Source organism: Bacillus sp. FSL K6-0042 (genome assembly GCF_038006685.1).
Classification (GTDB): domain Bacteria; phylum Bacillota; class Bacilli; order Bacillales; family Bacillaceae_G; genus Bacillus_A; species Bacillus_A pseudomycoides.
The window spans coordinates 361,084-380,970 of sequence record NZ_JBBOVS010000001.1 but is presented as its reverse complement, the minus strand read 5'-3'; the positions used below and the strand labels follow the sequence as shown (position 1 = coordinate 380,970).

Here is a 19,887-nt window from a genome sequence, read left to right as displayed (position 1 = left end):
TAGTCGAGGGGGTATTTATTATTTTACTGGTTGCCCATCATAAACCTTAATATCTAATGGAGCTGTCAAAAATTGATTTGCTTTACTAACAAAAGAAGTAAAATGTTCACTCGTATTGTGGCTAGCAACCGCTTCTGCATCTTGCCAAACTTCTACCATTGTATATACATTTTCTTTTTCAGTATCTTTATATAAATCATATGATACGTTTCCACTTTCTTCTCTTGAACCATGAATCAACGGTTGAATTTCTTCTAAAAATGCTTGTTGTTTTGCTGGATCTACTTGAAATACTGCGTGAATGATAATCATAGTGCTTCCCCTCTCATATTCTACGTATCTTTATAAAATTACTTCCACTCGGCAATTGTATCAATTGGCAGACGAACTGATTTGTATCCACTATCAGCTGCTTTTCCAATTGAAATCAACATAACTGGTACATAGCGGTCTTTATCTAATCCAAATGCTTCAGCAATTTTGTCTTTCTCAAAGCCACCAATTGGACATGTGTCATATCCATGAGCGCGAGCTGCCAGCATAAATTGCATAGCTACAAGACCACCATCAATTAAAACTGTATCTTTCATCACCTCTGGTGAAACCATAGAGAAATAAGCGGAAAGCTTTTGCATTTGATCTTCTTTCACTTCAGCTGGCATAAACCCGTGTTCAACCGCTGTACCATAAATCTCTTCCGCATTATCAAAGTTTTGTAAATCACCAAATACAGCGATCATAGTTGATGATGTTTCTACTTGAAGCTGATTGAATTTAGCAAGCGGCGCAAGTGTCGCTTTTCCTTCCGCACTATCAATAACAAGAAAGCGCCATGGTTGCATATTAACTGAAGATGGTGCAAGTGTTGCTTCAGTCAGAATTTCTGTCATTTCTTCTTTACTAATTTTCACTGATGGATCATATTTACGAATCGAACGACGTCCCGTAAGAATTTCTGTAAAATCATTTGTTTTTGTTATGCTACTCATAGATGTAATCTCCCTTTTTCAGTCACTTATTTAGACTTCATTTATATTTTTTTGCATGCGATTTAACATACTTAAAAGATTATCTCGCTCTTCTTCACTAAAATCTTTTAACGTAGAAGCTGCGAATCGTTCTTTCTCCTCTTGAAAGGCATGGATTTTATCTCGTCCGTCCTTCGTTAAACGAACAAGCGTAATCCTGTTATCATCTGGATTTTTACGTCTTGTAATCATTCCATTTGCTTCAAGCTGTTTTAAATGTCGTGTAATCGCCGCGTTATCAATATTCACTTCTTGTTGAAGCGCCTTTTGACTCATTTCTTCAACTTGATATAGTTGGTGTAACAGCTCTAGTCTTGATTGACTAATACCAGTACACCCCTCAAATTTCGAACTAACTTCTTTATTTAGAAAGTGTAGCTTATATAAAATAATGGCTTCCTTTGAGCATGAATTTGTCAAATAACCCCTCCGTTATTAAGGATCTCAAATATTAATTGATACATCAATAATTGATATGTCAATTAATATACCGGATTATAATTTAAAATGCAATCATTTTGTTTTTGCTTATTTACTTTTAGTATTGCCCTCCTGTTAATTTTCCAAAATTAAGTATTTCATCACGTTACAAATAACGCGAATTTCCCTATAATAGAAATATCATAAAAGACTGGAGAGTGATTGTAATGCGGCAATTTATTACGAAAAGAAATGAGGAAATGAACATGAAAAATGAAATGAGGGTTTTAACACATGAAAACAATAAATATAGGGATTGTGGCGCATGTAGACGCTGGAAAGACGAGTTTGACTGAGCGTATTCTTTATGAAACTAATGTGATTCAGGAAATCGGCCAAGTAGATAAAGGAAGCACACAAACAGATTCGATGGAGTTAGAAAAGCAACGTGGTATCACAATTAAAGCATCTGTCGTTTCATTTTTTATAAATGATCTGAAGGTAAATGTAATTGACACACCCGGCCATGCGGATTTTATTGCTGAAGTGGAGCGATCTTTCCGTGTTCTAGATGGAGCAGTTTTAGTTATATCTGCAGTTGAGGGCATTCAGGCACAAACCAAAATTTTAATGAGAACTCTGCAGAAACTGCGCATTCCGACCATACTATTCGTCAATAAAATTGATCGGAGTGGTGCCCAAACTACTAAAGTGATCCAACAAATACGGGAAATGCTTACCAATCAAGTACTCCCATTATATAAAGTGAAAAATGAAGGGACAAAAGACGCATGTATGATTCAAAATGAAGTACATGCTGATATATATGATGAATATATTGAACTTCTAGCAGCACATAATGAATCGTTACTTGAATCCTATGTAAATGGCGAAGTATTAACTACAGCCACTTTAAGAAATGAATTATGGGATCAAATTCAGCATGCAAATGTATATCCAATCTTTTTCGGTTCAGCAATGACTGGAATAGGAATCACTGAATTACTCGAAAGTATTTCAGTAATGATTCCCCAAAATGATTGTGGCAATGATATAAATACACCTTTGTCTGGTATTGTTTTTAAAATCGAAAGAGAACTTACCGGGGAAAAAATTGCTTACGTACGAATATTCTCAGGTTGTTTACACGTAAGAAAATATGTTGATATTAATCGAAAACAAAGTGACTTAAAGACCCTTTCACACAAAGAAAAAATCAAAAAGCTTCATATATTTCATAATGGAAGTGCTATTCAATCCCCTACTGCTGGAACGGGAGAATTTTGTAAAGTATGGGGGCTTAGCGACATTAGAATCGGTGACGTGATCGGTGAATGGTCAGATAAAATGAAAGATATTCACTTTGCAGAACCTCAAATGGAAGCTGCAATTGAAGCACGGCCAAAAGGGAAAAATCACAACCTATATCAAGCACTCGTAGAACTCTCAGAAGAAGATCCACTTATAAAAGTAGTGAAAGATGATATTCACAATGAAATCTATATTCGGCTTTTTGGTGAAGTTCAAAAAGAAGTGATTGAAACAACTTTACAGGAAAAATATAATTTAAATGTTTCTTTCTCAGACACAAGAATTGTATGTATAGAAAAGCCAATTGGAATCGGAAATGCACTAGAAATAATGGGTGAAAAGAATAACCCTTTCTATGCAACAATTGGTTTTCACATGAAACCTGGTGCACCAGGTTCTGGTATCACTTATAACTTAGAAGTCGAGCTTGGCTCATTGCCTTTAGCATTTCATAAATCTATTGAAGACACTGTATTCCAAATGTTAAAACAAGGCTTATATGGATGGGAAGTCACTGACATTGCCGTAACATTAACCCATACCGGTTATGCAAGTCCGGTAACTACAGCTGGTGATTTTAGAAAACTAACACCTCTTGTCTTGATGGATGCTTTAAAGCAAGCTGGAACAAATGTATACGAACCAGTAAATGAATTTGAATTAACAGTACCAACAAATTCAATTAGCACAGCAATGTATAAATTATCGGCAATACACGCTACTTTTAAAGACCCTGTACTGCATAACAATTCCTTTTATTTAACAGGAACTCTGCCGATGGCCAAAACAGAGAACTTTAAGCGTGGCCTACATTCTTTTACTGAAGGCGAAGGTGTCTTTATCGCTAGACCTTGCGGATATAGTAAAATCGAATCAAATTTCCCATCACGAAAACGAGTAGACTATAATCCACTTAATCGAAAAGATTATTTATTGCATGTGCTTCGTGCTTATTAATTTAACATAAAGTGAAACTAATAATCAGTGGTTCCCCCCACTGATTATTAGTTGAACCAATGGGGCTTTTACAGACAGCTCATCTCCCACCTAACTTCTTTGCATCTGCTGAATTTTGAGGTGAGAGTGTTACTGTCCTAAAATAGCGGGATAAACTGAAAAAATCGATTGTCAGCAGACAATCGACTTTTGAGTTAAGCATGATGTATGTAACCCTTTTTGGGAAATCCTACATATAGCGTTCATGTAGCACATTGTACGTTATGAACTACTGCTGGCAGAGGTTGCTGCAGAGGAAGCGGTAATTGCTGCTATCATAGCTGCCTGCTGCGCCTGTATGAGAACCTCTATCATTGTTTGTAAACCTGTGTTGGCAGCGTGACTTTCCGCACCTTTCTGACTTACGAACAGTTGGATGGCAATCAGAATATTTGCATCCGTATGCCAGCGGAATAATTTGTCCCCCTGCAGTTTTTCAATGAATGCTCGAATAGAATGAACTTCTTTCTCTCTATCCTCAAGCAACGCTAGTAGCCCGATAGCCGGATAATGCATCTGTTTCACTTTTACCTTTTCTTGCTTTAGCAGATTCCATATGTTTGTGTATCGTGCTACTAAAATATCTTCACTGACATCCTTCTTTAGAGAAAGAATATGACTTAAAAATTGAAGATTATTTCCTTTGTACATACCAGCTGCCGCCAGCTTCTGGTAGAGACGTTCCACTCGATCCATAAGCGTCTCTACTTTCTCTGATTGTCCTGCTAGTAAAACAGCGAGCGGGTAATCATCTGTACTTGTAAGAAAGAAGTGATCCTCTTTCATGCGTTTATATACTTGCAGCGACCGCTGAATGCGTGTGTCATGCTGTCCATTGTCTTCTGGTAAAAGCACTGCTGCTGCCAGATAAGTGAATATACTCCGGCTAAAGCCACCAGCGACCAATCGTTCATATAAGTCTAGAAACTGTTGAAACGCTTCTTTGTAATATGTAAAGTGAATATCTAATGTTGCTGCAACCACAAAGCGATGATAGGACTTCAAATAGGAAAACATCCCTACCTGATCCTTAATATAATTACTAATTTCTAAAAACCGCCCAAGATCAAACGGCTTATCGCTGCCTGCATACATAGCGGCAATCATCATCCCAGTCCGAGAATCACTAGTTTTCCACCTTAGTTCTCCCTTCAACTGTGTATATATGTGTGTATACTGCTCCAACTTCTGCTGCAATGTAATCATAGTGGTCCCCCCGTTTTTCTTGTGCTTCTCTTCTATCATACTATTATTCCATATTTAGGAACACTGTTTTTGATACAAAATTTGTAAGCTTATACTTCCCTTAGTATTTTTTCCACAATACCCCTATTAGTTATAAGTAAAATCCCCATTTCCGTCTTTCTATCTCTTTTTACTCACTCCTAACAATATGTTCAATATGAATAGGCAAATCATTCACTTTATCTTTTAGAAAATCCGGTTTCAAGTTATATTCACTTATTCGTTCTAATAGCACCCATTGAAATACATACCTTCTGCCGTCTTCTTCAAGAACAAAAGTATCCTCTCCTTTTGCAGGCAACTCAAGCAAGTTCACTTCATAATAAAAACTAATTTCATGGAACTGATGCGTATCATATGTAAAGAAATTTTCAGCCGTCCATAACAGTTTTTTCACATCAACATTTACTCCTAGCTCTTCTCTAAGCTCTCTTTTCACTGCCGTTTCACTGCTTTCTAGCATCTGCACTCGTCCGCCTGGTATATACCAGAAATCTTCCCCTTCATTTTGAATCATGAGGATTTTATTTTCTTGTTTGCATATTGCACCAACTCGGTAGTTAAAACAAGTTTTCTCTAATTTGAATGTAAGATCCATTATTATGTGCCACCTTCATATGATTTGAAATTTAACTATTAAAATATTTTACTTGTAAATTTTGTTTATAAGCGATGATGATAGAAAACAATCCATTAAGTGCAAAAAGAATAACTACTCCAATTGATAAATAAGCTAAATCTGGAGAAAACACAAAAATCGCATGCCATGGAGAATCCGTACTATAAATTAGTACTGGAATTGTAGCAATAGATAGCACTAAGAAAATGATACCGGAAATGCACCCTATACTTCTTTTACGAAATTTTTTTGATTTCATCTTTACCAATAGATAAATAAGCATGATAAAAAGCAAGCAAATTATCCCCAATGTAATCAGTTGAACAATTGGAGTATTTGAAGGTATATCAACTAGTTCATTTCCATTTATTATATTTATAATACCTTGCTTCAAATATGAAAGCGCCTCTTCTTCTAGAATATGATTTTTATTGGTAAGAATCACGCCGCCCCAACCTGTTTTTGGTATAAAAAACATTTCTGCATGTGAATCAGGGGTTGAACCTGAATGCCATATCATTTTCTCCTCAGAATCTGGATTTGTGATTCTTACCCCTAGGCCATAGAAGCGGTTTTCACCGGTTTGAAGATGAGGTGATACATAAAGATTCCTAGTATTTTCAGTTAAAAAATTGTCATTCTCTTGTCGGCTAAGAAATTTAATGTATTGAATCATATCTTCTGCACTTGCCGTTATGTACCCATATGGTGCTCCTCCATTATCATAAGTTACCGAACTTTTCCGAGGGATTCCAAACCATGACTGATAGCCACCTAAATATCCTTTTTTATATGCAGTATCATAATCAGCTGCTGCATTCTTCATACCTAATGGTAAAAATACTTCCTGCTTCATGTAGTCAGAATATGTTTGATTGGTAACCTCTTCAATAAGAGCACCGAGAATTAAGAAATTGGCATTACTATATTGATATTTTTCTCCGGGTGAAGCGGTAAGTGTAACGTTTGATAGACTTTTCACATTGTCTTTTATAGCATTGAAACCTTTAGATTCTTTATCTGATATTGATAAACCCGAATAAGTACTAATTCCACTTGAATGGGTAAGCAAATGTTTAATTGTTATTTTTGATGTTGCTTCTTTATCTTTAAGTGCAAACCACGGAATATATTTTTGGACTGGATCTTCTAAGTGAACGGTACCTTCTTCCATTAATTTCATTATGGCTAAACCTGTTAATGATTTACTTATCGATCCAATAGTAAAGGGAGTTTCAATCGTTACTCTTTCTTCAGTTTCTCCCGTTACACCCCATGCTTTTGAATAATACAAATCATTTCCATGAACAATAGCAATCGAAGCTCCTGGAATTCGATGTTCCTTTAAAAAAGCTTCTACATAGTTGTCTATAGTATCTTTCATATCTTGTTCTGCGGAGACTTTTGAGGCTGATAGGAATAAAGTGCATGCATTAAATAATAAGCAAATTAAAATCATAGTGAATTTTAGTAGTTTCATATAAAGTTTCACCTACTAATATTTATTTTTCGTATACGAAACACTACCAACATAGAGATTAGTAAGGAAATTGAAATGCTAGTAATCATTAGTAAGGAATTCCACCAAGAATTATCTGCTATGTGATACAAAATATTATAGTCAAACGAATTATTAGTATGTAGTGGGTTAAATGATTCTGTTAAAAACATAGATAGTAAGAGTTGTGAAGTGAGGTAGGTAACGATGGAAGTAAGGAATCCACTCACAAATAAAATTCCTGTTCTATTTTTTGATTTTCGTATCTGTTTTATTTCAGAATGAAGATCTATTCCATTCATTTCTAAAAAATCTTTAACAAATGTTGTTGTATTTCCTAAATCTTTTAGACTATCTTGGCCGTGTTCACGACATTCTTGTATATGCTCTAAAAGCTGCTGCCTAATGATTCTTCTGTTCTTTGAACTGACTTGATATTGTTTTAATTCTTCCAGAACTTCTTTTACAAACCGTTTTTCTTCCTTGGTCAAATTCATGTTCATTCCAAATGCTCTCCCTTCAAATCACTTTGCAGTAGGGATTTTATATCTTGTTGTAATTCCAACCACTCGTTGATTTTTTTCTGAAGATACATTTCCCCTTGTTCATTAATTTCATAATAAACTCTAACCTTACCACTTTCTGTCATTTCACGGTAAGTATGAACCCATTCTTGATCTTTAAGCTTGGTCAAAATCGGATAAATGCTTCCTACTCCTTTCAGTTTTAAATTGTGTTTTTCTAACTCCTTCATAATTTCATATCCATAGCTTTTTCCCTTTGACAAAATAGATAACACACACATCTCTAAATGACCTTTAATTAAACTTGTTCTATCCATAAGATAAATTTAACAAAAATATATACTTCATTCAAGTATATTTTTTTGAAAATATTAACTTTTCTAAAATCGAAAGCACACGCACTAAATTTTGAATCTCCAAATACATATAACCCCGTCTAATTTTAAGACGGGGCAAAATATTTTTTTGAAATCTAAATTTTATTACACAATCATATCAGATCTTTTGGACTCCCAATCTAGCAGAATCTATTTCCTTGCAAATTTTTTCTCAGCTTGATGAGTATATACTCTCATCATAATTTCTCCTTCTGAAACCAAACCTCTAGCAATTCCGCCTCTCTTTCTCTGGATATACCTGCTTTTCGTTCTGTATCCTGCCTCGATTTCTCCCATAGATACACATCACAAATAGTATCTTCAATAGGTCTAAAAGAAAGACCAGCGTTAACAGCTTTTTCTATACTGATGAAAAAACTACCTTTCCACGGTTCTGTCTCTCCTTCTAGTGGAAAATTTTCAGGAATCCATAAAGGCAACTCCGTCCATGGCTTTACTTTATTCTCAATTAAAAATTGTTCTTCTACCCATACAAATTCAGCATCGCTATTTGTTACTGCTTTACAAGTATTTAATAGTTCTTCTATCGTCAATTCATTATTCGGCCCTGTTACATTAAACTTGCCTACTTTTCTGTTTTCTGCCATATCGAATGCCCAGGTTGCCACATCTTTCACGTCAATCAGTTGAACAGGACGGTCTGAACGCCCTGGCACCATTATTTCCCCACCCTGTGCTACACGCTGAACCCAGTACGGGAGTCGATCTGAATAGTCAAATGGTCCAACAAGAAGCCCTGCTCTTATATGCAAAACACGCCCCGGCCAATGTTTTTCTGCTTCTTCTTCACATAAAACTTTAAGTGCTCCATAATACTCGTAAGGAGATATTTTCCCATCCTCAACCGCTTTCAACTTATCCTTAGACGGCATAGACTGTACATGATAGTCTTCCTTAATATGAAATGGAATCCAATCTTTATAAGTAGAGATACTTGATATAAATGTATAATGTTCGATGTTATCTCCAAGTACAGCAGCAATTTTTTTAATTTGATGAGGAGCAAATCCACATGTGTCCATTACAACATCCCATTTTCGATTTGCTAAACATGATACATCACTGTCTCTATCGCCTGTTAACTGCTCTACTTCAGGAAATACATCTTTATTCGTGCCACGATTAAATAAGGTGACTTCATGCCCTCTTTTCAATGCTTCTTCTACTAAAGCTCTTCCTAAAAAACGCGTACCTCCTAATATAAGGACCTTCATAATTTTCCCCCATTCATTTTAATAATCTATAAAATTAGCATTCATTTAATTTAACGATTTTCCTACTTAAAAAGTTATGGGGATGACGAAAAAATTAAATTCCCCCTGTCGGTGTAGGATACTACCCGAACGATTTACATAGTATCCCTAGTTTATTTTTCCCTAGTCTGTATCCGTTTGGTATATGGATTACAGGGCTCATATTACTATTCTATTCATTTCCCTTAATCGTTCTAAAAAAACAAAACTGGAAATCAGAAAAGAAACACTAACATTTCATATAGAAAAAGAGGCTACTGATTCATTAACTAGTTCGGTTCAGAATTACAAAATAACCGACTGAATAGCATTGTAATTCACAAGAATTTAACGTACTAATTAGCATTAAAAACAGAAGCAAAAAAGGCGTATGCATATAAACACACGCCTTTTTTGCAAATAACATAGGGATAACCAAAAAATCATCTTTTATTCAAATATTTCTACTTTGTTCTCCACTATTCTAACTACTTTCATTTTCACACGAGGAACACCATCTTTTTAATAATAATCATTTAATACTTGCTCAACTTCATTTTTGTATGTTCCAAGTATTTCAGGTGAAAATTGCTCAACATAATAGTCTCCACCTTTAATTAAACAGCATGCCATTTTATCAAGGGCAATTAAACTTAAAGGTCTCCCCTTGGTAAGGGGAGACCTTTAAGTTTCACTTTATTTCCACAATCTTTTAACCTCCTCCAATTCCTCACCATTGAATTCCATTCTGTATATATCTGGTTTTGATGTATGTAGTAAAAAATTCAAATCGTACTGACTGTCATAATACCCCATCATCAAAGTCATAACAGCTCCATGAGTGCCTAATACTATTTTTTGCCCTCGATAAGTCTTTAATAATTCTTTGAAAACTTTTATAGCTCGTTTCTGACAAACTGCATTAGACTCCCCTCCCTTTAAAGCAAAGTTTGGATCAGAAAACGACTTCTGTAACAAAGGCAATAATTCCTTATCAGATATTCGCTTGTCTTCAGCAGAAAAAATTCTCTCTTTCAAGTCTTCAAATACTATAACTTCTTGCCCTAAATGTTTAGCTAATCCCTGAATCGTTAGGATGGATCGATGGTATGGGCTTGAAACAAAAACATCAATACCCTTCCCTTGTAATATATCAGTTATTCGATAAGTATCTAATTCCCCTTTTTCAGTTAAGCCTCTTGTTCTTTCATTTTCTTCTATTTTTGGTGATTCACCATGTCTCACCATGTAAATGAAAGTTTTCATAATACCCCTCCTTAACATAGTTTATCGTTATTTATAGCCTCTTCATAAACAATACCCTACTCCCCCCATTCCCATCATAATTTAAATGTACCGATACCCCATTCACTTCTCCATCACCTGTTTCAATTTCAAATCCAATATCCTGATGAAATTGAATTGATTTTTTATTTACTGGAGAGGTTACCGCTTTTACAATGTGACGGTCATTTGCGCGAGCTGCATCGAAAAAATAGCTGTAGAGCGCAGAAGCTATACCTTTTCTTCGATACTTTGGATTCACTCCAATAAAATGAACGTATGCTTCATCGGCATATGTTTGCGATAAGAATCCACATAAAAACCCTAACATCTCTCCATCCTCTTCAATGACAAAACTCGTTTCTTGAAAATGAACGAAGAATAACTTTGGCAGCATATCCGCCATATTTCTCCCGTCCCACCATTCGTTAATTACAGCATGAATTGCGACATAATCTTCCACTTGTATGTTTCTAACTTTCATTTTTCTCCCTCTCATTCTACTATTTTCTATACATAGAACCGTAACATCCTAATAAAAAGCAACTCTTTATAATATTTGCTACTTATTGTATTACTTCCTTCCATCTTCAAATTTTGACATAAAAATCATTTTTATATAAAATATTCATAATAGTTAGAAAAATAAATTAAAAGAGGTGAATTTATGCAACAACAAAGTTCTGTCCAAAGAAAAGCACTCATCGCCAGTTTAATTGGTAGTTCTATCGAATGGTTTGATTTCTTCTTATACGGAACTGCCGCCGCACTTGTATTTAACAAATTGTTTTTCGTAAACGAGGATCCTCTTGTCGCACTTATGCTTTCTTATCTTTCTTTTGGTATTCCATTTTTTATCCGTCCACTTGGAGGCATTATTTTCAGTCATATTGGTGACAAAATTGGAAGGAAAAAGACACTTGTGTTAACACTATCTCTCATGGGAGGGGCGACAGTATGCATTGGTTTGCTTCCTTCATATGAAACTATCGGTATACTAGCTCCTATTCTTTTAATATTACTAAGAATTATCCAAGGATTAGGAATTGGTGGAGAATGGGGCGGTGCATTGTTATTAGCTGTAGAATATGCACCGAAGGAAAGAAAAGGATTTTTTGGTAGTATTCCTCAAACGGGTGTTACAATTGGAATGTTACTGGGAACTGCTGCTATATCTTTCATGACCATGAATATTTATAACAATTCTTGGATTCCAGTAGCTTTATATATTGTACTAACTTGCTGTATTTCTTTAATTGCGATCGCTGCCGTTTCAACGAAGCAGATCGCAGAGAATATACAAAATCAAGATGTACAAGCCTAAGTCAATCGGGGGATTTTCAACTCCCCCTCTTCTATTAAAAAGGAGGATGATCTAAATGATTCATATTACAGAAGAAATGGTAAAAGATATTTATAAAATGAAAGACTGCTTACAAGATGTAGAAAAGGCATTCCAGTATTATATGAACAACGAAATTACAACACCAGTAAGGCTGAATATACAACACTCTCAAGAAGATGCAAACTCTCTTTATATGCCTTCTTATGTAGCCCCAATCGAATTTACATCTACAAAAATCGTTAGTATCTTCCCTAAAAATACTCAAAAAGGAAAAAAAGCACTACAAAGCTTGATTGTTTTAACAGAAACGAATACTGGTGAGCATGTCGCAACAATTGAAGCTTCCTATTTAACAACACTTCGTACGGGAGCGATGAGCGGTATTGCAACAAAACATTTCGCTCGTCAAGATTCTAGCGTCTGCGTTGTCATCGGCTGTGGTGCTCAAGCACTTGGACAAATACAAGCTGTTATGGAAGTTCGTTCTCTAACTCGTATTCTTCTCGTTAATCGGACAATACAAAAAGCTTTTGAATTTAAAAATCATTTACTCTCCTTGTATCCAAATTGGAACGGAACAATTGAGATTATAGAATCAGCTGATGATGCTGTTATGGAAGCAGATATTATTATTTGTAGTACAACTTCAACTACTCCTGTGTTTGATGGAAAATACTTAAAACCCGGTACTCATATTAATGGAATTGGGTCTTATCAACCTCATATGCAAGAACTCGATTTCACAACATTACAGCGTAGCGATAAAATTATTGTAGATACACTAGAAGGAGTTCAGCACGAAGCTGGAGATTTCTTGATTGCGAGTGAAAAAAACGAATGGGATTTTTCAAATGTATACAGTGAGCTTGGCGATATTATTTTAGGACATAAACAAGGACGAACAAACTCTGATGAAATTACTTTATTTAAATCTGTTGGGGTAGCTTTTTTAGATACAGTAGTGGCCAGTTCGATCTATCAAAAATATATAGAAGTGACCTGTTAATATAAGATAAAATAAACATATGTCACTTCTGTAACAATCAACGTTTATACGGAATAACTTAGTGTATATGAGCGCAATCTTATGCGCTCTATTATTTTTGTCACCAAAAGTCACTTCTGTACAAGAGTGAACGATTTTATATTACATAAAGTGAAACTTTAATCAGTGGGGGTTTTCTTCATCCCCCACTGATTATTAGTTGAACGAATCGGGCTTTTACGGACAGTTCATCTCCCACCTAACTTCTTTGCCTTCGCTGAATTTTGAGGTAGGAGTGTTACTGTCCGTTAATGCGGGATAAACTCTTCCTATTAAACTAAATAATATTTAAAAAGCTAAATCCATACATCGAAGCAACTACAAAAATAAGTGTCCATACTGCTAGACTGACCGTCATCCAACTAATGACGTGTGTCCGGTTAGATCCAAATGTTAAAGCTAATACGGCTGCAATATCAGTTCCTACAAGAATTGGAGCTAGCAGTGCCAAACCTGGAATACCATATCGTTCCCATATTCGTCTTGATCTAGTTTCCTTTTTAGAAGGTGTTGTTATACCTTTTTTTAACCTTCTTGCTGTTTGCCATTTTGCATACTGCTTAAAGAAGAAGCCTAGTAATAGAACCAAGATAAGATTCCCTGCAAACGCCGTAAGTCCTACTGCAAATGGTTGTAATCCCCATGCGATACCGAGTGGTACAACGATAGACACATCCATCCATGGCGCAAAAGCTAATAAAAATAAAACTACATATTGCCATAATTCACCTGCATTTTGAGCCCACTCCAACATACCTGTTTCCCCTCCTTTTTTGTTCAGATTAAATGCGATTTAAAACACGAATGGTAGTTAACCAATAGACAATGTATTGACCTACACCTAGTACACCAATACACATAAATGGAACAAGAATATTATGAGAAAAGAGGAAGCAAACTCCCGCCGTTACTGGAAGTGCAAAGCTATAGTACATATATACATTCCTGCAAGCCTTATAGGTTACCCATTGTTGACCTTCATCTATTTCACGAAATTCGGACGGTGTAAATCCAAATAGTCTAATCTTATCATCAGAATTCCTTCGATTATAAAGCTTTGTAAGAATGAACCACAAAAAAGTAAACATTACCAAAATCCCAAAACACAGTCTAGCCAGAACGACCTGTGTGTTCATAAGAGAAAACAGTAAAAATGCAATGATTAATACAAATAAACTCGCGCCTATAAGCGGAGATTTCAAAATATGTTTCATCATAATCATTCCTCTCCTTTTAAATAAAAAACATCTTCTACAGTAACATGAAACGCAGCAGCTATTTTTAACGCCATAGTGACAGATGGAGAATAATCACCTTTTTCAATTAATCCGATTGTCTGCCTTGTCACTCCAACTGCATCGGCCAAGTCTTGCTGAGTCCACCTAAATCGTGCCCGTAATTCTCTAACTCTGTTTTCAAGCATCACAATTTCCCTTTCCTCATTTTCTATCACCATTGTAAATGATTACCAACAAAATGTAAACAATCATTTTCATTTTGTAATGAATAATTGCTTAAACAAACATAAACAACACCATCTATAACTAAAATGGTGTTGTTTCATTTATATGACTTTTTAAATTTAATTTAGTACAAAAGGAATGAAACATTTTGATTAGAGCATCATTATCATTGGTTTAGTCGCCTTGACAAACCTTTTTTTATGCAATCATCTCTGCACATTTTCATTGCATTATTATGTATTTTCATTTTGCACGCTCACCCCAAAACACCTCTTACATAATCAATGCGTTTTGGGGGAATTGAAAATTATTCCTCTGTATCCTCTCACTTCATTTTCTCATAAATTTTAATAACCGTTTCTACTAAAACAATAAATACCCAAAATCTACTTATGCACGAACATCAGCAGTGGGCAGTGAAACAAGCCTTGTCATTCCTAAAATGAAAACGGCCCCTTTCTACAGAAAGAGGTCATTTTAACATTAACTTACTTTTTTCAAATTGAGAGCTGGCTTTTTTACAGCTCCTTTTTTCACAACATATAAACCGATAAAGATAACGAATCCGCCGACTAATTGCATCGTATTTATTCTTTCTCCAATTATTACTGCGGCAAAAATGACAGCAAACAATGGGACAAGATACATATATACCATTACTTTTGTTGAACCGATTTTGCTAATACCAACGTACCACATCGCTAGTCCAAAGACCGTTGCAAATACAATCGAATAACCTAATGATCCCCAGCTTAATGTATCTGTTGGCCATGTCAGTGTACTTACGTTACATAAACAATATACGACAAGTGGCACAATACCAATTAATGTAGACCAAGAAGTTACTCGCATTGCCGAATATTTTGTAATAAGTGGCTGTGCAAGAATTGGATACCAACCCCAAGCAATCGCAGCAACTAATCCAATTAGATTTCCAAGCCAAGCATACTCATATGTAGATTGATTCGTATGCCCTGTTAATAAAACAAGTGCTGCCCCACTAAAGGATAATAAAGAACCAATTTGAATCTTCATCGAAAAACGTTCTTGTTTGTGTAACACTGCTAAAATCCCTGTAAAAATAGGTGACATCGCAATTAATAGTGACGCATTTGTTGCTGATGTATATTTTACAGATAACATAAATAATGTTTGATAAAGTGTAGTGCCAACTATACCTACGACTAGTAACCTTAACCAATCTTTTCTCTCAATTCGTAGCGATCGTTCCATAAAAAATGTAATCAATAATAATACCGGAGATGCAACTAAAAATCGTAAACTATTAAATTGAATGGATGACATATACGCCACTCCATATTTTCCAATTGTATAATTCGCTCCCCATACTAAAGCAACTGCTATTAGGAGCCATTCCATTTGCCATCGTTTCATCCGAATCTCCCCTTCCACTATCTTAGCATAGTAAAATTGGCTGGATACCACACCGTCCAATTGGCTGTTTTTTCACCCAGCCAATTTGTTATAATGAAACTAGATAAAGAATAAGGGGACGTTATACATGGAATGGAAGTTAGATAATGACAGCAAGATTCCGATTTATCAACAAGTTGTTGATTTTATTGAAAGACGTATTATGTATGGAGAGCTTCCTCCTGGTAGTTTTCTCCCTTCGGAACGAAAACTAGCAATCCAACTAAATGTAAACCGAAGTACTGTTACAACTGCTTATAATGAACTGCGTGCTATGGGAATTGTGGACAGCACAACTGGAAGAGGTACACGTGTAAGTACACATATGTGGGGCGTTTCTCCAACATTAACACCGAACTGGAGAGGATTCGTAGAAGGTGGTACTTTTTTACCGAATTTACCACTACTTCGACATATTCGAGAGCAAGTCCAGCAAAATGAAAATATAATTGATTTCGCAAATGGAGAGCTTGGTTGTAACCTGTTTCCTCATGAACAGTTACAAAATATTTTACGTGAGCAACCTTTAACGCAATCACTTAGCTATGATCATCCACAAGGCTATCTACCATTAAGACAAACGGCAGCGAAATATATGAGAGATTATCTAAAAATTGAAGCAACAGAACAATCGATTATGATTACTTCTGGGGCCCAACAAGCGCTTCATCTTATCGTTCAATGCTTATTAAACCCAGGTGATGCGGTAGCATTTGAAAGCCCCTCACATTGTTACTCATTGCCCCTCTTCCAATCAGCGGGGATTCGTATTTTCCCGTTACCTGTTGATGAACATGGAGTGAATCCTGAAGATGTGCATGAACTATATCGAAAGCACCGAATTAAAATGATTTTTTTAAATCCAAATTTCCAAAACCCAACAGGTACGATGCTTCATCCAAATCGAAGAAAAAAACTTTTATCGTTATGCGCAGACCTACGTATTCCAATCGTTGAGGATGATCCATCTAGTTTATTAACATTAGAAAATAAACAGCCTTGCCCTACTTTAAAATCCATTGATGAAAATGGAACCGTCATCTATGTGCATTCACTATCCAAAATGATTGCACCTGGCCTTCGTATCGGTTGGCTTGTTGCTCCACAGTCAGTAGTAGAACGGTTATCAGATGCACGGCATCAAATGGAATTAGGACTGAGTATATTTCCTCAATGGCTCATGCAGCAATTTTTTGAAACTGTTCCATTTGATACGCATATAACACAATTACGCAATCAGTTAGCACAAAAAAGAGATGTCATTGTCGATGCCCTAGATTATTATCTTCAAGATAAGATTTCTTTTTCAAATCCTAATGGTGGGATTTACATATGGGGAAAATTAAAGGAGCCTATTAACGAAAAACAGCTTATAATACAAAGTTTAAAACAGCAAGTAGCCTTTATGCCTGGCAGTATTTTTGGAGCAAAAGATGGCTATATTCGGTTATCGTATGGGAAAGTAAATATCAATCAAATAGAGGACGGAATTTCTCGTTTACATACCGCTATCGAATTTTGTCAAAAATAAAAAAACACTTTTCATGGAGCATTAATGCTCCATGAAAAATGCTTTATACTATGAAAACAAGTATGAAACTATAACAAATAACTGTGGACTGAAAAGGTGCTTTCTAGACGTGAAAACACCTTTTGGTTACTATAATCAAATATTATTTACTTAAAGTTTTTATTTTTAAAAATTCATAAGCACATTTTTTCAAAAATAGTCTACCTCAGTTAGATATTTGCGGAATATTGAGAAATCTTATCGTTGATTTTTATTGCTATAAAAATTATATCATATTTGCTACAAACACTAACTATTAGCATAAAACTACTTATCAAAAGTAAATCTGATTTATATAAGCTAAAATGATATAAATGAATATTCTCAACTTGAACGTATTCTAAAAAACATCTATCCTATATTTTTTCTATAATTTGTTTTTAATAAACTTTTAAAATCTAGTTCAGCGATTACTACACTTAATAATATAAGAGTTGCACCTAAATAACCTTTAACTGTGAGAGTTTCACCTGTGAAAAAGAAAGCAAAGCCTGCTGAAAACACAGGTTCTAATGAAAAAATAAGACCTGTATGTGTAGGACTCGTATATTTCTGTGCAATGATTTGAACAATGAAAGCCATTCCTGTACAAAATATGCTTAATACTAAGATCGAAAACCATGATTCAACAGTACTAGGAAGTTTAGGATTTTCCATAAACATTGAGAAAATAATACTAAATAGACCGACAAAACCAAGTTGTAAAACTCCAAGGCTAATTGAATTAACCTTCTTAGTTATTGTTCCAGTAATGATGATATGGACTGCATAAAATAGAGCACATAGAATACATAATATATCGCCATAACCTATTTTTAATTGGCTATTTAATGTTAATAATCCTATCCCTACTATTGTTAAAACAACTCCCAATATAACTTTTTTTTCAGGTCTTTGTTTTAAAAAGATAGATGATAATACTGGAATAAATATCACTGTAAGACTCATTAAAAAACCAGCATTAGAAACCGATGTATACTTTGTACCAAAAGTCGCAAAAATATAAACGATAAACAAGATAGCAGCTAATATAAAAGCATATTTAATAGTTCTAAAATCAATTTTGTTTAAATGCTTATAAAACACTATACCCGACAAAAGAAAAGCAATAATAAAACGTAATGATATTAAATTATATTCTTGCATGTAATTGAGGCCAACTTTTGTAAGTAAGATGGATGCACCCCAAAAAAATGCAACCATTAGTAACATTAAATCCGCCTTTAATTGTATTTTCATCTCTATTCCCTCGTTAATTTTTAGCTTTTAGAATATTTCATAATTGATTAGAGTTACTATACACCTTTTGAATACAGACATTAGCTGTCGACCTAACCTAAGGATTTCTAACCCTGTCTATTTAGAGCAAAACCATTGTATCCAATGATTTCACTATTTCTTTTCCTTTTCTTAATAAGGAAGATTCAATCCCTTTATTTTTAAGAACAGTATTTAAAGAAATAATTTCATATTCAGTATCCATAATATGAAAAATTAGCATTACAAATACTTATTGATATAAACATTTAAGGATTTCTCCAATTCGTAATGAAAAATCTAGCTACTAGCCTTTAATTCTCTCTATTTAGAAGTTATAATTCCTCTCCCTATCATTCATCCGACTTCCTGTTTTAAATATTCGAAATAATCATTTTTGAATCTCCCCTATATTTAATATTTTCAAGTATTTATCCAGAACTGTATACTGATTTATCGAATATATTTTGTCTAATTCTACTTTAATCCCCGATACTTAGCTGTCGTCAATTCTTGTATGTACGCATCAATCTCAGGCATTTCTTCTTCTCTAGCCAATCGGATCGCAAGCTCTATATCATAAGGAACGCGAACAAGTTGAATTGAGAAACTTGCTGCCTCTTTTTGGCCATATACACCTTCAAAAATCAAATAAGAAGCTTGTGTAATCTCAAGCGGATTACCTACGCTCCCGACATTACATAATGTTTTCCCTCTAAAATTTTGCACATAAGCTTGATGAATATCTCCGTAGCAAACAACATCAGGCTCTCGTTCACCTTCAATATTTTCTGTAAGATCACTATTTTCAAATAAACTTATACGTTGTTCGCTCGGAGCTCCCGGCTGAACTCTTTCATATAAGCTTCTAGGTGATGCATGGAACATTCTAATTAATTTCCCACTCATTATGAACTCAATTGAAAATGGTAATTCCCTTAAATAATTCAATTGTTCTTCTGATAATTGTTTTTGATGCCATTGTAAAGTCTCAAATTCACTAGGTCTTGTAATAAAATCATCCCAATTTCCCATTACAACATGCTCACACTCTTTCCGAATGACCTCAATCGCTTCACTAGAATGTGGCCCTTTCCCTACCAAATCTCCTAAGCATATAATACGTTCTATCCCTCTTAATTTGATATCTTCAAGAACAGCTTCTAAAGCAGGAATATTACCATGAATATCTGAAATAACCGCTATTTTATCCACATG

21 protein-coding genes and 1 pseudogene are annotated in these 19,887 nt (G+C 34.8%); 4 read left to right on the top strand and 18 right to left on the bottom strand.

Annotated features, from left to right (window positions below; translation table 11 throughout):
• Positions 1–18: 18 nt before the first annotated feature.
• The 3 genes from MHH45_RS02040 to MHH45_RS02030 are packed head-to-tail and all read right to left on the bottom strand — an operon-like array spanning position 19 to position 1,448.
• The gene (locus tag MHH45_RS02040; RefSeq protein WP_016115272.1) at positions 19–312 is read right to left on the bottom strand and encodes a putative quinol monooxygenase; all 294 of its coding nucleotides are present in this window, start codon (positions 310–312) and stop codon (positions 19–21) included.
• A gap of 38 nt (positions 313–350) precedes the next feature.
• A complete protein-coding gene (locus MHH45_RS02035) occupies positions 351–989 on the bottom strand; it encodes a nitroreductase family protein (protein WP_088094442.1) in 639 nt (212 codons plus the stop codon).
• Positions 990–1,019: 30 nt separating this feature from the next.
• Complete coding sequence (locus tag MHH45_RS02030; protein ID WP_016115274.1) at positions 1,020–1,448, bottom strand: MarR family winged helix-turn-helix transcriptional regulator; 429 nt, start codon at positions 1,446–1,448, stop codon at positions 1,020–1,022.
• Between the two features lie 294 nt (positions 1,449–1,742).
• Here MHH45_RS02030 and tet point away from each other — a divergent pair, with 294 nt between their 5' ends.
• Positions 1,743–3,716, top strand: coding sequence for a tetracycline resistance ribosomal protection protein (tet, locus tag MHH45_RS02025; protein ID WP_088094443.1), 1,974 nt, complete (start codon positions 1,743–1,745; stop codon positions 3,714–3,716).
• Positions 3,717–3,977: 261 nt separating this feature from the next.
• Here the strand turns inward: tet and MHH45_RS02020 are convergent, their stop codons facing one another.
• The 8 genes from MHH45_RS02020 to MHH45_RS01985 form a co-directional block, all read right to left on the bottom strand.
• Positions 3,978–4,961 carry a DUF4003 domain-containing protein gene (locus MHH45_RS02020; RefSeq protein WP_016115277.1) on the bottom strand — a complete coding sequence of 328 codons (984 nt, stop codon included), beginning with the start codon at positions 4,959–4,961 and terminating at the stop codon, positions 3,978–3,980.
• Positions 4,962–5,130: 169 nt separating this feature from the next.
• A complete protein-coding gene (locus MHH45_RS02015) occupies positions 5,131–5,598 on the bottom strand; it encodes an NUDIX hydrolase (protein WP_016115278.1) in 468 nt (155 codons plus the stop codon).
• A 31-nt stretch (positions 5,599–5,629) separates the two neighbouring features.
• The gene (locus MHH45_RS02010; RefSeq protein WP_016132951.1) at positions 5,630–7,099 is read right to left on the bottom strand and encodes a serine hydrolase domain-containing protein; all 1,470 of its coding nucleotides are present in this window, start codon (positions 7,097–7,099) and stop codon (positions 5,630–5,632) included.
• Positions 7,100–7,107: 8 nt separating this feature from the next.
• Entirely contained in the window at positions 7,108–7,620 is a 513-nt protein-coding gene (locus MHH45_RS02005) for a hypothetical protein (RefSeq protein WP_016115280.1), read from the bottom strand.
• A complete protein-coding gene (locus tag MHH45_RS02000) occupies positions 7,617–7,958 on the bottom strand; it encodes a PadR family transcriptional regulator (protein ID WP_033671244.1) in 342 nt (113 codons plus the stop codon). Before MHH45_RS02000 ends, MHH45_RS02005 begins: the two co-directional genes overlap by 4 nt.
• A 257-nt stretch (positions 7,959–8,215) precedes the next feature.
• Positions 8,216–9,253, bottom strand: a complete 1,038-nt coding sequence (locus tag MHH45_RS01995; protein ID WP_016115282.1) for an SDR family oxidoreductase — start codon at positions 9,251–9,253, stop codon at positions 8,216–8,218.
• A 714-nt stretch (positions 9,254–9,967) separates the two neighbouring features.
• On the bottom strand, positions 9,968–10,537 hold the full coding sequence (locus tag MHH45_RS01990) for a histidine phosphatase family protein (protein WP_016115283.1): 570 nt from the start codon (positions 10,535–10,537) through the stop codon (positions 9,968–9,970).
• Positions 10,538–10,568: 31 nt separating this feature from the next.
• A complete protein-coding gene (locus MHH45_RS01985) occupies positions 10,569–11,039 on the bottom strand; it encodes a GNAT family N-acetyltransferase (protein ID WP_016115284.1) in 471 nt (156 codons plus the stop codon).
• A 183-nt stretch (positions 11,040–11,222) separates the two neighbouring features.
• Here MHH45_RS01985 and MHH45_RS01980 point away from each other — a divergent pair.
• Both MHH45_RS01980 and MHH45_RS01975 read left to right on the top strand, forming a co-directional pair.
• Positions 11,223–11,792: pseudogene (locus MHH45_RS01980) on the top strand (MFS transporter); the annotation flags it as partial.
• A 142-nt stretch (positions 11,793–11,934) separates the two neighbouring features.
• Positions 11,935–12,906, top strand: coding sequence for an ornithine cyclodeaminase family protein (locus tag MHH45_RS01975; protein WP_088094444.1), 972 nt, complete (start codon positions 11,935–11,937; stop codon positions 12,904–12,906).
• A 316-nt stretch (positions 12,907–13,222) separates the two neighbouring features.
• Here the strand turns inward: MHH45_RS01975 and MHH45_RS01970 are convergent, their stop codons facing one another.
• The 5 genes from MHH45_RS01970 to MHH45_RS01955 all read right to left on the bottom strand — a co-directional run bounded on the left by MHH45_RS01970 (position 13,223) and on the right by MHH45_RS01955 (position 15,803).
• Positions 13,223–13,699 carry a small multi-drug export protein gene (locus tag MHH45_RS01970; protein ID WP_016115287.1) on the bottom strand — a complete coding sequence of 159 codons (477 nt, stop codon included), beginning with the start codon at positions 13,697–13,699 and terminating at the stop codon, positions 13,223–13,225.
• Between the two features lie 28 nt (positions 13,700–13,727).
• Complete coding sequence (locus tag MHH45_RS01965) at positions 13,728–14,162, bottom strand: hypothetical protein (protein ID WP_016115288.1); 435 nt, start codon at positions 14,160–14,162, stop codon at positions 13,728–13,730.
• A gap of 2 nt (positions 14,163–14,164) precedes the next feature.
• Positions 14,165–14,371: a helix-turn-helix transcriptional regulator gene (locus MHH45_RS01960; protein WP_033671254.1), complete on the bottom strand. Its 207-nt coding sequence runs from the start codon at positions 14,369–14,371 to the stop codon at positions 14,165–14,167.
• 362 nt (positions 14,372–14,733) lie between these two features.
• Positions 14,734–14,802, bottom strand: a complete 69-nt coding sequence (locus MHH45_RS27965) for a DUF3980 domain-containing protein (protein WP_139350021.1) — start codon at positions 14,800–14,802, stop codon at positions 14,734–14,736.
• Between the two features lie 89 nt (positions 14,803–14,891).
• Positions 14,892–15,803: a DMT family transporter gene (locus MHH45_RS01955; protein ID WP_016115290.1), complete on the bottom strand. Its 912-nt coding sequence runs from the start codon at positions 15,801–15,803 to the stop codon at positions 14,892–14,894.
• 127 nt (positions 15,804–15,930) lie between these two features.
• Here MHH45_RS01955 and pdxR point away from each other — a divergent pair, with 127 nt between their 5' ends.
• Positions 15,931–17,373, top strand: coding sequence for a MocR-like pyridoxine biosynthesis transcription factor PdxR (gene pdxR / locus MHH45_RS01950; protein ID WP_016115291.1), 1,443 nt, complete (start codon positions 15,931–15,933; stop codon positions 17,371–17,373).
• Positions 17,374–17,763: 390 nt separating this feature from the next.
• Here the strand turns inward: pdxR and MHH45_RS01945 are convergent, their stop codons facing one another.
• Positions 17,764–18,651, bottom strand: a complete 888-nt coding sequence (locus MHH45_RS01945) for a DMT family transporter (protein ID WP_016115292.1) — start codon at positions 18,649–18,651, stop codon at positions 17,764–17,766.
• A 495-nt stretch (positions 18,652–19,146) separates the two neighbouring features.
• A complete protein-coding gene (locus MHH45_RS01940; RefSeq protein ID WP_088094445.1) occupies positions 19,147–19,884 on the bottom strand; it encodes a metallophosphoesterase family protein in 738 nt (245 codons plus the stop codon).
• Positions 19,885–19,887: the final 3 nt, after the last annotated feature.